This is a genomic window from Paenibacillus sp. NPDC056722 (assembly GCF_042790635.1).
GTDB lineage: Bacteria > Bacillota > Bacilli > Paenibacillales > Paenibacillaceae > Paenibacillus_AQ > Paenibacillus_AQ agri.
This window is the reverse complement of sequence record NZ_JBHTYV010000010.1, coordinates 135,887-149,506: the sequence shown is the minus strand read 5'-3', so window position 1 is coordinate 149,506 and position 13,620 is coordinate 135,887. Positions and strand designations below refer to the sequence as shown.

Sequence of the window (13,620 nt, the reverse complement as noted above, 5' to 3'; positions counted from 1 at the left end):
AAGTAGTGCCATAATATATGAGTTCACCCAAAAGGAGGCGTTATATGAATCCCGTCGGCCAGCCCCTTAAGCAGCGTCCTCTCTCCAAAGGGCTTATTATTTCGGGCATCATCGGCATTGCCCTGTTCATTATGTTCCAAGTGTTCCCTTCCTTACTCGGAGGTGTACCTGAAGGAAACACCGCGGTAATCAGTAAAGACGTGGCACGGAGTAACGCCGCAGCGTTCGCGGCAGAGAAACTGGGCTATGCCGTCTCGGACGGAGAATGGAACATCACCTACCAGTCCGAATCTTCCTTCTTCGGCTATATGTCGCGGGAGAAACTGCTGGAGGACTATAGTAAAAAGAAACTGGACCAGCGTTATCCCTACGATGTTTATCATGCGGCCTTCACACCTGCAGGCCAGAATGGTACTCTTCTGACCGTGAATCTTAATATGTATACCGGGCAGGCGGTCAGCTTTGCCCGCGGGGCAGCCGTTCCGGGCGGCAATTCGCGCAGCGGTGCTCATTCCATTGCCGCGAGCGAGGAAGAAACGCCACTGTCCTTAGCACAGAAGGAGCAGCTGGCCCGTCCCTGGCTGAAGGAATGGGGCGTTAATCCTGCCAAGCTGCAAATTGAGCCGGGTAGCAGCGGCAGTTCCGGGCTGACGTACACAGACAGCTCGGTCACTGTAGGAGAATCACGCCTGCAGTATCAATTTACTTTTGATGGAGGAGATGTTTCCTCCTTCAAGCCCGGATTTACAGCGCCAGGCTGGCATACTTCGTACGTAGACAGCCAGAAGTCATTGGCTACGAAAATGACCCTGTACGGCTATGGCCTGCCGACCATCGCTCTGGGCGTGCTGGCCTTGATCTACAGCATTCTGAAGCGGAGCCATACTTCTTTTAAGCGCGGCCTCTTCCTCAGCACGGTTCATTTCCTGATTATGATGGCCACTACGTACAACATGCTGCCGGAGACCTCCGGCGATAATGTGGAGGCACGGGTTACGGCCATTGTGATGTTCGTGATTTATGCGCTTTACAGCCTGCTTATGTCTTCCCTGCTCTACTTCTCACTGGTCGGCGGAGACGGCCTCTGGCGTAAAGAAGAGGGGATGAATCCATGGCCCCGTGCCAAAGAGCCGGGATACGGCCAATATGTACTGGACAGCATTCGTGCCGGGTACGTCTGGGCCTTTGTCCTGCTTGGGGTTCAAACGCTGATGTTCATCCTCCTGTCATTGACCCTGCACAATTGGTCCACAACCGATGCCAGCCAGTCGCCTTATAATATGAGGTACGCTTGGCTGCTGCCGGTCATAGCCTGGCTCGCAGGCCTGTCTGAGGAAGCTATCTACCGCCTGTTCGGTATTCGTATGTTGAAGAAAATCGTGCGCAGCACATTAATTGCCAGCCTGATTACAACCCTCATCTGGGCTTTCGGGCATACGCTGTACCCGATCTATCCGATCTCTTCGCGCCCGATTGAGCTGACTGTGATCGGACTGCTGTTCAGCTACATTTTCCTGCGCTATGGCTTCATTGCCGTCATGTTCAGCCATGTCGTGTTTGACAGCATTCTGATGGGTGTGACGCTGATCTTCATGAAGGAAAGTGTTAATGTGTGGGCAGGCATCTTTGCCATTGTGATGCCATTCCTGGTCGCTTATATCGTCTACCTGTTTAACCGATCCAAGACTCCGGGAGATCCTGAAGTCGTCAATCCAGTGATATAAAAGAAAGGGATGCTCCAAAGGCCGTTCACCGGCCTTTGGAGCATCCCTTTTACATGTACAGATGGATGTCATCGCTTGGATTACATCGTCAAGCCTTGTTCGCCCTTCGTATCCTTGCCTGGCAGACGGGAAGGAAAACGAATTCGGATGACCGTTCCCTCACCTAGTGAGCTATTGATAATTACACCGTATTCCTTGCCGTACTGCAGCTTGATGCGCTGATCCACATTGCGGATGCCATAGCCAATTCCCTTGTCTGTCGGGTCCAGCACCAGTTCAATGATTTCTTCTTTCATACCAAGTCCATTATCTTCAACTTCGAAGCAGATATCCTCGCCCTCAGGATACGCACGGATGATAATCGAAATCTCATCATCGTACCAGGCATGTTCGAGCGCATTTTCCACAAACGGCTGCAGAATAAACTTCACCGTCTCGTATTCCATCACTTCCGGCGCAATCTCATAAGTCACGTTGATGCGGTCAGCATTCTTGATCTTCTGAATCTCCAGATAGGATTCCACAATCTGAATCTCCTGCTCAATCGGAATAATCATATCTCCGCGATGCAGAGAAAGACGGTAGAATCTCGCCAAAGCCCTTACGATCTCATGCAGCTTATCAATTTCCCCCAGCTTCGCCATCCGGCTGATGGACGAGAAGGTGTTATACAGAAAATGCGGATTCATCTGGGAATGAAGCACCTGCAGCTCCGTTTCCTTCTTCTCCAGATTACTGATATACACTTCATCAATCAACCGCTGAATCGTCGACGCCATATCATTGAAGGCACTACCAATCTCTGAAAATTCATCGTTCCCCTGAATCGGCATCCGCTTGTGGAAGTTCCCTTCCTGGAAGGACTTCAGAGAAGCAGTCAGCTTCATGAACCGCCGTGAGAAATACTGGGACATAATAATGCTGATCACGAACAGTAGCGCCAGAATCAATACGCAGATCCATATCGTCACATTACGCACTTGTTCAGAGTTCTTTTTCAATGAAGAATACGGGACCCAGGCTACTATGCTCGCCGACATGTTATCAATTGGCGTCTTAATCTCCATGAAAGATTCAGGTTTGACGATATCCCCATTGGCAGCGCCAGACAGCATCGCCGGGTCCATCTGATTCTTCGAGCTGGAGAACAGCAGATGATCCTTATCATCTACAATAAAGAGGATGCTGTCCTCGCCCAGATGTCCAGTATCTACGTCGGAGAAAATATACTTCATATTCACCGTCATCTTAATCAGGCCGCTCAGTTGCAGGGTATCGTAATTGATCAGTGGTCTCAGGTAAGATATGCTACCCGTTTCTCTGTCCTTATCCACCTGCTTCCACTCCGCCGAGCCAAAATGCAGATCCAGTGATTGATACCACGGTGCATTCTGAATCCGCTCGCTGTGAAAGAGAGAATACTTGCGCCCTCCCTGTCCCGTATTTACGGTACTGTTATCATTATAGTAATACTCGCTAAGGTAGTAATACTCGCTAACATTCGGGTTGTCCACATACAGAGACAACTTCACTTCCTGATTGGGTAAGCTTGCGGCATTCTCCAATTTGGGCAGAATGTACTGGGACATAATATTGTATTTTTCCCACCCGGAATGATAGCCGGTCAAATAACGTGACAACGTCTGATCTGCGTAAATCTCATCCGAGCTGCGAATCAGGTCCTTCAGACGATAATCGACGTTATTGCCTACCTGCTTCACCGTAACTTCGAGACTGCTTCTAGTATGCTCTGCAATCGTATTTACGGATGAGATGTACGCATAACTGCCGATGCCTATGACCGGAGTCAGCACCAGCAGCAAATAGGATATCAACAGCTTGTAGCCCAAAGGCATATAAGTGGAAGGAAAGCGTCTCTGCATGAAGATCAACTCTGCTTTCTGTAATCTGCTGCGGTAATGTTGAAGAATTCACGGAATTGTCTGCTGAAATAGGCAATATTCTTGTAGCCCACCATCTCGGCCACCTCATAAATCTTGTACTGGTGCTGATCCAGCAGGGTAATCGCCTTTTCCATACGGATACGAACCAGATATTCATTGAAGCTCTCTCCCATATGCTCCTTGAACATCACGCCCAGGTGATTCGGAGAATAGGCAAAATGGTTAGCCACCTCGCGCAGCGTCAAGTTATCGGACAGCTTCTCCTTGATATATTGTTCAATGTGCTCCATTAAACGCCGGTTCTTATGCTGTTTCTTCATAAACAGAATCTCCGAAATCTGGAACAGCGTATTGCGAAGCCAGCGTTTGATGTCCTCCACAGTTTCCAAATTATGAATGACATCCATTTGCTGAATGCCCCATCCAAGCAGACTCTCATAGGTCTCATTCAATGTTCCCAGATAAGCTTCAAGCCGGGTCGCAATGTGAATAGAGAAGTGGTATACCTTGACTGGATGCTCAAAATCAGCGGCCACGTCGAATAGCTCATCAATACAGTCGCAAATATCAATCAGTCTGTATCCAGCCATCGCTCCAAACATGGCTTCCAGCACAACGCTCAAATCCTTAATATCCTTGGTCATTCCTGCTTTATTCATCACCGGGTGGATGACCCGGTTCTTGCCGATGAACATCTTCCCGTTCATAAAGGTCTTAGCTTGGGAAAAAGACACCGGAAGCTCTTCCAGGGAATTCGCTTGACTTCCATAGCTTACAGTTATCGTAAACGAGGTCTGCTCACGCACCTCTTGTACCAGCTTTTGCAACTGCAGTTCCAGCAGGTCTGACTCCGTTGTGTAGATCAGCCCAATCTGCGAGCGGTTCAAACGGCATATTTTACCAGTGCCCGCAGCCTCCAGCCGGCTGGCAATATATCCATAGAGATCGTCCAGAGCGGCATTTCCGGATTCTGGATTGTCGCCGATCCGCGACAACACATCGTCGGCCTCAATCAGCACCGCGTAAGCGCTTGTAAATACTAAATCCATAGGATACCGAGCCAGAAAAGCACCAAGAGTCTCCTGATCGATCGTGCCCTCCAGCAAATGTCTCAGCACATCGTTCTTGATGAACTCAAACGAGGTCATGGCACTGGTATCTTCACTTCGTTTGACGCGTTCACTGTCCAGTTCTGCTGTCGCCGTCTTCAGAACCGCCACGATCTCTTCATCATCAACCGGCTTCAGAATATAGCCATGCGCCTTGAGATCAAGCGCCTGCTTGGCATAATGGAAATCCTGATAACCACTGATGAAAACCGTTTTGATGCCTGGATTCTTCTCCAGTGCTTTGCGTGACAGCTCAATGCCAGAAATCACCGGCATTTTAATGTCGGTGATCAGCAAATCAATATCATGATTTTCTATAAATTGAAGCGCAGCAAGCGCCTTGTTCTCGCTACACACTACCTCGATCCCAAGGTCATTCCAGGGAATAAGACAGCGAAGCCCCTCTAGATCATAATTCTCATCGTCCACAAGCACGGCCCTATACATGACAATCCCTCCCCCTTCATGAGGAAAAGAGGGCACGGATTGTGTCCCTCTTGTTCCCGCCTTAGCTGGCGTTAGCCTTTAATTTTGCTGAGATTTTGTTGCCATACATTTGTTTTCCATTTCAGGACTTTATCATAGCCCATCTTAGCAGCTTCTTTGTCAGTTTCCTCGATCAAACGAAGCACTTCTTCGTCGCTCTTCGCGAAAATGATCTTAGGCAGAACCTGAGCGTATTGGTCTTTCAAGCGTTGCAGGATGATACCCTCTTCAGAGTTAGGAGCTGGATCAAGATTCGAGAACTCGGTGATGTTCTTGGAAGTCTTGAAGGAGATGTTGGCCTGAGCCAGTGTCGTCCAATCCTGTGCTTCGGAAGGCAGCAGCTTCTCGCGCTCTGCTTTTACTTTATCAACATAGGAAGTATTTCCGTACCAGTTAAATTCACCAATCTTCAATTCATCGTATTTCTTAGGATCGCGATGGATATAAGCATCATTTGGAATAGGTACTCCATCTTCTACTTTATCATAAAATAGTCCAGGAGGCCCGAAGAATAATACTTGCTGTCCTTCAGGACTGGTTGCCCAGTTCATGTAGGAGAAGATCGCTTCAGGATCTTTAGCATTGGTAGTAATTACGTTTACGTTCCAACCCAATGTGTTGAAGCCGGAAGGATAGACCTTATCCTTGTCTACGCCTTCTTTGTGTACAGGCCAGATTGGCTCGTAGCCACCTTCAGGATCTTTAGCAGTCAGCAGGTTGTTCGCTTCGCGTCCGATACCTTCAACTACTGCGTCATAAGCGCCGAATACAGCGATTTTACCGGTTTTCAGCTTCTCAAGCACCTGATCACGGGTTTGGGTCAGCAAATCCTGGGAAGTCAGACCTTCACGGAACAATCTGCTTGCATACAAAGCAGTATCCTTAAAGCCTTGATCCTGATAGACCGAAGTCAGCTCAGCACCGTTTGGCACCCCGAAAATTTGGCCCGATCCCGGAGAGATAAAACCAGGTGTACGATCATCTGCGGAACCACTGTAGAACATACCGATCATTTGCAAATCAGCGCCATCACGAGTTTCACCAAAGTCAATCGGCACCATGTTAGGGAATTTTTCTTTGACTTGCTTCAGATAGGACTCAAGGTCATCCCATGTTTCAAGTTTAGGAGATCCAAGCGCTTTATAGGTCTTCTTCTCTACTAGATATGCTGCGTTACCATTACCATTCTTACCGCTGATGTACCAGTTCGGAATCTGATACAGCTTGCCATCTTCACTGCGCAGCATGTTCAGCGTTTCCTCGCCTACATTCTTCACAAACTCAGGATATTTCTCCAGGTAAGGATCGATTGCAACCAGCTTACCTGCTTTTTGCAGACGCTCCACGTCTTTACCGCGGTCCAAAATAATATTGTCAGGCAATTGATTGGATACGATCATAGCATTCAGCTTTTGAGCTGCAGCGCCGTTAGATTGTACCGGATCAAGTGTCACCTTGAGATGCTCTGTAATCCATTGACCATGTGGTCTTTCTGCCCATGTTGGTGCAGTGTACCAGTCATAATTGACAAAGCTTGTGAACGTAACCGGTTTCACTTTTGCCGCTGCGTCTCCAGCTTCACCTGCTGGACTGTTGCTAGGAGTTGTGTTGGTTCCTGTATTTTCTGCACTTTTCTCTGTGTTGGTTGCAGCGGGACTTGCTTCAGGCGCAGCATTATTGTTGTTACTGGAGCAAGCAGCGAGCATGCTTGTAGCCAAAGCACTAACAAGTAATACTTGCCCTATCTTATTTTTGTTCATTACATAACCCCTCTCACATTTACAGTTTAATATGTCATTAGTGGGTGGCAGCCGAAGCTGCCCCCACAGATAACCATTGATACTACTCTTTCAGTGATCCTACCAATGCGCCCTTGACGAAGAACTTTTGCAGGAACGGATAGATCATTAGAATCGGCAGCGTAGCAATCATCATTGTTGCCATCTGAAGTGCCTTGACCGTCACTGTGTTCTGCACCAGACTTTGCGCATACGAGTTCAGATTGCTCATCAGACTCGCGGTGGCGCCTGCATTAATGATCTGTACAAGCAGCGTTTGCAGTGGGATCAGATTCTGATCGCTGATAAAGATGGCCGGTGTGAACCAGTCATTCCACAATCCAACGGCGGTGAACAATCCGAGTGTCGCCATAACCGGTCCAGAGATCGGTAGTACAATCTTGAAAAATACACCAAAGTTGGAGCTTCCGTCAATCCTAGCTGATTCCTCAAGTCCGTCAGGTAGCTCTGCAAAGAAGGTACGGAAGATAATCATGTTAAATACATTGACCATACCATGAATTAACAAAAACGTGAACGTGTTGTAAAGGTGCATCTGGTAGATGAGGATGAAGTAAGGAATCAATCCTCCGGTGAAGTACATTGTAACGATACAGATGATCATGTAGAATTTCTTGAACACAATGCCTTTCTTGGAAAGACCGTAAGCAAAGAGTGATGTGAAGAACATGGATAACGCTGTACCAAGTATCGTCCGCAGGATGGTAATCATATAAGCTCTGAAGATGTTATCTTCCTTGAAGACGATATTGTAATTCTCTAACGTGAACGAACGGGGCCAGAATGTAACACCGCCGAGTGCTGTATCACTACCATTGTTAAATGAAATTACTAATGAATTCCAGAACGGATAAAAAGTAATGAAGGCAAGAAAGATTAGTACGACATAAATAATCCCATGCATGATTTTATCAGAACGACTGCTTTTCAAGAAGTGTCCTCCTTTCTTGATGAGAACCGGATTGGCCTACCAGAGACTGGCTTTGCCGAAACGGCGTGAGATGGTATTGGCAACATAGAGAAGAAGTACGCTCAACACCGATTTAAGCAATCCGGCTGCGGTCGCGTATGAATAACGCTGGTTCAGAATCCCCATTTGGTATACATAGGTATCTACCGTCTGTGCGTAAGGCATCAGAATACCGTTATTCAAGTTTTTGGTCAGCAGCAAGATATCTTCAAAGCCTGCATTCAGGATATTACCTACACCAAGCAGTAGGAAAATTGTGATAACCGGCGCAATGCTTGGAATAGTAATGGTGAAGATTTGCTTAAATTTACTCGCCCCATCAATGGAAGCTGCTTCATACATCGCTGGATCAATCCCGGCAATAGCTGCCATATAGACGATGGAACCAAACCCGATTTCCTTCCACACGCCTACAGATACGAGAATGCCCCAGAAGTATTCTGGAATGGACAGCCAGTTGATCGGCTGATCGATCAGATTCATTTTGACCAGAACATCATTCACCGCACCGTTATCTACAGCCAGCATCGAGAATACTAGGCCGGATACAACGACCCAGGAGATAAAGTGAGGAATGTACGTAACGGTCTGGACAATGCTTTTAAATACTATATTTTTCACTTCATTCAACATTAGAGCCAAAATAATCGGCGCCGGGAACCCGACCAGAAGCTTCAGCATACTGATGCCGAAGGTATTTCTGACAATGCTCCAGAACTCCGGTGATTCAAAGAACATCCGGAAGTGCATCGTTCCGACCCACGGACTTGCGGCAAATCCCTCGAACATATTGTATTCCTTAAAGGCCATAAGCACGCCCCACATCGGAATATAGCTGAAGATCAGAATGAATATAATTGAGGGAAGAATCATGAGCTGATAATCCCACTGCCGGGCGAACCTGCTCCAGACTCCCGTGCCCGGAGCTTTCGTGCTCAAGGGTTTATACGCCTTGGCCGGTACGCCACTGGGTATCGTTTCTTTTTTCATAGCATCACCATTTCTTTCATTTGATGCTATTATCTTACCGCTAAAGTGAAAGCGATCTCTACGAGAAGAATTAACGATTATTTTACATAATCAACGGTCTTGTAAATTTTATTAATAGATGGATATCTCCCACAAAGAATAGCCATAATTGGTGCCTCGCTCCTGACCGTTCACGCGTACATAACGAGCCTCTGTCGGGTTAAAGCTAATCTGCTCCAGCCCCCCTCTGCCTGATTTGGTGTCATACACCTGTGTCCAGGTCTTGCCGTCTACTGACAGTTCAATGGTATATGCCTTCGCATAAGCTCCTTCCCAGTCCAGCACTACACGGCTAACTGTCTTCACTGCTTCAAGGTCTACCTGAAGGAACTGGACATCACTGTAGGCTGACTCCCAGCGGGTTCCAGGATCACCATCCACCGCATATACTGCGGCCTGGACAGAATTGGGCGATGAGGTTACGGGCTTGTGCAGTGCGAGGTTCACCGTATTGACTTCTGCCACAGGCTGCTGCACAGCGGCCTCTTCATAACCAGAAGCCTCCACTGTAATCTCATAATCTTTGGCGGCTTCGAACAGCGCACCATCCAGTTCAATTTGTCCTGCACTTATCGTAAACTGGTCTGCCGTCAGCTCCTTGTCGTCCACCTTAATGGACTCTACCGCCTTTCTCCAAGCCGGACTATCAGGGAAAGTAATGTTGACTGGCTGACTATCCGCGCTCGCTGAAGAATCCGCCGTAAGGGCAGGTGCTGCGAGCAGATTGGCGCCTGTTCCATAGACTTCAAACTCCCATAGTGAGTAGCCGTAAGGAGTGCCCCGCTGAGTGCCTGTCAATTTGACATAGCGGGCAGTCGTAGGATTAAGACTCAGTCTTTCTATCCCACCGGCACCTGTCGTTGTAGCATAGACTTGATTCCAGCTAGTTCCGTTCACGGAAGTCTCGATTTGGTATGACTTGGCGTAAGCCCCCTCCCAGTTCAGAACAATATAGTTAATGGACCTGGAGGCGCCCAGATCAACCTGAATGAATTGAGGATCACTGAAATCGGATTCCCATCTGGTGCCGGGATCGCCATCAAACGCGTAGCGTGCCAGCGTCTTCGGATTTGGTGATGACGTCGCCGTCTTGTTCAAAGCCAGGTTAGGACCCGTTGGACCGGTTCCTGTCGTATTTTTAGTCGGGTCAACTTTGACCAGCTTCTTGGCTGCCACCTTGGCAGAACCAGTTACACCGCTAGCATTGCGGAAAGTAACCGTAATTTCGGCGTCTGTTGGATTCCAGATCAGCGCCTGGTAGGCAGAGCCTTTTTTATATACAGTGGCACTGTGTCCGTTGGTCGCCCAAATATCGGTGCTGCGCTTTCCAAGGGATGCCATGCTGTGTACGAACCAGTAGGTATTGAACAACTCATTTTGCTGCACAGGCGCAGGATTCCATTTATTGAGCACTGCCTGTGGATCGCTCAGCGCCTGAATCGGCCAGACGATATGGTACCAATCCTGTTCCGGTCCGCCGTTGTCAGCGACAAAACCGCTGTACAGCCCGGCAACCTTCGCACTGTCTTTTTCAAAACCATAGCTGGTCAAATACTCTGAGGTCGGCAGCCAATGGATACCATACACGTATACCGGATTCCCATTGAAGAAGGTGCCGAAGAAGTTGGAGCTGCCGTAGACTTGCCCTACAGTCTTATGCGTGTAGCTCGGAAGCCAATTGTCGTTGTCATAATTGAACCAGTATTGCTTCACTGCATTCAGTTCGGTGGTGAAGCCCATGATAGAAGCATCGCGGTAGTTCTTCTGCCCGGTCAAGGCGCTCCACATGTATTGTCCAACCCAACCGAACAGCGACTCCCCGGCGGCTTCCTGGTTGTTGCCACTGTCATTGTCGGCATAACCGCCAGCCCAAGAATGGCCTTCATAGGCATCGAAGCTGCGCATATACGGATATTTAGGATCGGTCTTGGACGGGTTGGCATAATCGCGGATTAACTCATCAACCATGCCGCTGTATTTGTTCTTGAAGTCATTATCGAAGGTCGCCAGCACGGCGGAAGCAAAGACATAATAGCCATAGGTAAAGTGATGGTCGGTAATGCCGGAGTTGGCCCCGAACTCACTGGTCTTATAGATCAGCGTACCCCAATCAGGGTTGTAATCGAAGAAGTAATCGGATTCGCCCGCTGTGTAAGTGTACCAGTCCGCAAGAATAGTCTTCATTCTGGACAGGAACAGATTCTTGTAATGGTCGTTGCCAATCTGATCAGCAATCAGGACGCCCATTGCCAGCGGATGAAGCTTCTTGCCTTGCCAGTAGGCATCGGCTTTCATAAGATCGGTTGCAGTATCCGTGTCCAGTATCGCCAACTGATTCAGCAGTGTCTGACGTGAATAGGTCGGATCATCCGGTTCAGTGAACTGCGGTACAATACCGTAGAACTTGTCAACGGTCCGGAAGGTGTTGCCTTCACTCACTTTCATCGTGCCCCGGATGGATGGATAGGACAGTGCTGTCAGCGGTGTAGTCGTTACCTTCCATTGGTGTGGAAGCTGCGCCATGAGGGTTGTATTCGCAAATCCCGGACGTTTCAACTGTGTAGTCACATTGAAGTCAGTTGTGACGTCGGAAGTAGTCTCATTAAAGCTATACACTACTTTGGTATCGGTTACAAAAGCATACGCGTGCTGGTGATAATAGCTGAGATCTGCTGTTTTCGGAATAGCTGCCAGTGACAAATAGTTCTGGCCCTGTCCGAGTTGAATTTTCAGCTTGGAGCCTACCTTCTTGAAAATCGTTCCCGGAGGAGCAAACACGCCATACGTTCTTTTTACCATGGCAGGTGTAGGCGCACCATTAGAATTGGTGATTTCGAGTCCGATATGATCCGCGGTGATCGACGAGCCGTCAGCCGCCAGAATTTCTGTGTTCTGATCATTGAAGAAGCGGACCGATGCCGGCAAATAGAGTTCCGGGCTGTTCGGATCGCTGAATTCCGAGAAAAGATACGGCGAGCCTTTTACAAAGGTGGTTTTCAGCTTCTCCGCAGCACCGTCGCTCAGTACCGCGACTGCAGACCAGTCTCCATATCCGGTGATACGATTGGTCATCGCAGAGGTATTAATGTTGCTGGCCATCAGATACAAGTCCGGACTTCCCGCCGCTTCCTGCGCCTTACCGTCCGCACTTAAATAGCCGGCGCCAGGGTTCAAGACGCTAAGTCCTTGCTTGGTGAACTTGGATTTAAGCGGCAGGGTAATAATACCGTTGCCGAGCTTGTTAACCATAATCGATTGCCACCAGTCATTCGACGGCAGCGGTGCGTTCAGATTATCGGCTTTGTAGAGCGGGTATTTAGGCTGTGGAACCGAGCGGTTATTCATAGAATGACTGCCTTGTCCCACTGGAACTGTAGTAAGGGTCGGCAATGGCGCAATGGTATAGGTCGGCCTTGGATCACCCTGTACATAATCATAAGCCTTGAATTCAAAAATCGAGTAGCCAAAGGTAGTCGCCCGGGCGATTCCCTTCATCTGCAGGTAACGTCCGCTAGCATACACGGGCAAGTTAAGTGTTCCACCGTCGCCATGCATTTCGCGGTAAATAGTAGTCCAGTTGTTCCCGTCATTCGAGAGCTGGATATCATAGATACGGCCGGCAGCCGCTTCCCAGTCGATAATTACCCGGCCCAGCGTACGAACGCTGCCAAGATCCACTCTGATCCATTCATCATCTGTCGGATTGGAAGACCAGCGGGTGTCCTTGTTACCGTCAACCGCCAGCTGCGGCAAGGTAGAGTTCGGAGGCAGGTAAGGAGACTGCTCATAAGAGGAGGCCGTTACCGGACGGTTCAGGGCCACATTCGGTCCAAGGGCCACAGGTGGAGGATTGACACCTCCGGTGCCGTAAATCTCAAACTCGAAGAGCGAGATGCCATATTGCGGTAGCGCTTTCTCAGTAGCTTGAAGGCGTACGTATCTACCGGTGCCGTTTACTACAAAATCTTCAATGCCACCGGTACCGTTCACCTTGGAATGAATCTCATTCCACTGCAGTTCATCTTGGGACACCTGAATTTTATAGGCTTTAGCATAAGCGCCTTCCCAACGCAGCACGATCCGGTCTACTTGGGCCGAGGCGCCAAGATCCACATAAATCCAGTCATTTGTATTTCCCCAAGAGCTGCTCCAACGTGAAGACGTATTGCCGTCCACCGCCAGATCAGGTGTGTTATTTCCTTCCGAGCCAGACGCATACGCTGGCCTGTCAAGGGAAAGCAGGTATGAAGGTGCTGCCTCCGCCCGCTGAGGGGCAACAAGCACCAGGCTGAAAAGCAGGGATAGTACAAGCGTCATCGCTGTAAACTTTGTACTTTTTTTACCGTTCATCACACGAAAAGGTGTCATTAACGTTAAATCCTCCTTCAAATTTTTATAATTGGGAAAAATGATTGCATATGATCTTGCTTTTGCATTTCATTACATGATCTTGGGCTTCATCAACTCCTTTTCATACTTGAAAGGCAATAATTTGCCACCAACTTGAAGCGCTTTCATTTAATTCGTGTACACTATAACTTTTTATGTATGCGGATACAATTATACAAAGCAACGATTTCATGCAGTTTTACACGAACT

Annotated in this window: 7 protein-coding genes; 1 reads left to right on the top strand and 6 read right to left on the bottom strand. The window is 48.4% G+C overall.

Annotation, left to right across the window (positions count from 1 at the left end):
- Positions 1-44: 44 nt before the first annotated feature.
- On the top strand, positions 45-1,724 hold the full coding sequence (locus tag ACFRAM_RS21725; protein WP_379467965.1) for a CPBP family glutamic-type intramembrane protease: 1,680 nt from the start codon (positions 45-47) through the stop codon (positions 1,722-1,724).
- Positions 1,725-1,804: 80 nt separating this feature from the next.
- Here the strand turns inward: ACFRAM_RS21725 and ACFRAM_RS21720 are convergent, their stop codons facing one another.
- The 6 genes from ACFRAM_RS21720 to ACFRAM_RS21695 all read right to left on the bottom strand — a co-directional run bounded on the left by ACFRAM_RS21720 (position 1,805) and on the right by ACFRAM_RS21695 (position 13,389).
- On the bottom strand, positions 1,805-3,607 hold the full coding sequence (locus ACFRAM_RS21720; protein ID WP_379467962.1) for a cache domain-containing sensor histidine kinase: 1,803 nt from the start codon (positions 3,605-3,607) through the stop codon (positions 1,805-1,807).
- Positions 3,608-3,612: 5 nt separating this feature from the next.
- Positions 3,613-5,184 (bottom strand): response regulator, encoded by a 1,572-nt coding sequence (locus ACFRAM_RS21715; RefSeq protein ID WP_379467960.1) that lies wholly within the window; start codon positions 5,182-5,184, stop codon positions 3,613-3,615.
- A 71-nt stretch (positions 5,185-5,255) separates the two neighbouring features.
- A complete protein-coding gene (locus ACFRAM_RS21710; protein ID WP_379467958.1) occupies positions 5,256-6,983 on the bottom strand; it encodes an extracellular solute-binding protein in 1,728 nt (575 codons plus the stop codon).
- 82 nt (positions 6,984-7,065) lie between these two features.
- Entirely contained in the window at positions 7,066-7,926 is an 861-nt protein-coding gene (locus ACFRAM_RS21705) for a carbohydrate ABC transporter permease (RefSeq protein ID WP_379468047.1), read from the bottom strand.
- A gap of 63 nt (positions 7,927-7,989) precedes the next feature.
- Entirely contained in the window at positions 7,990-8,865 is an 876-nt protein-coding gene (locus ACFRAM_RS21700) for an ABC transporter permease (protein WP_379468045.1), read from the bottom strand.
- A 228-nt stretch (positions 8,866-9,093) separates the two neighbouring features.
- Positions 9,094-13,389 (bottom strand): discoidin domain-containing protein, encoded by a 4,296-nt coding sequence (locus ACFRAM_RS21695; protein WP_379467956.1) that lies wholly within the window; start codon positions 13,387-13,389, stop codon positions 9,094-9,096.
- Between the last annotated feature and the right edge of the window lie 231 nt (positions 13,390-13,620).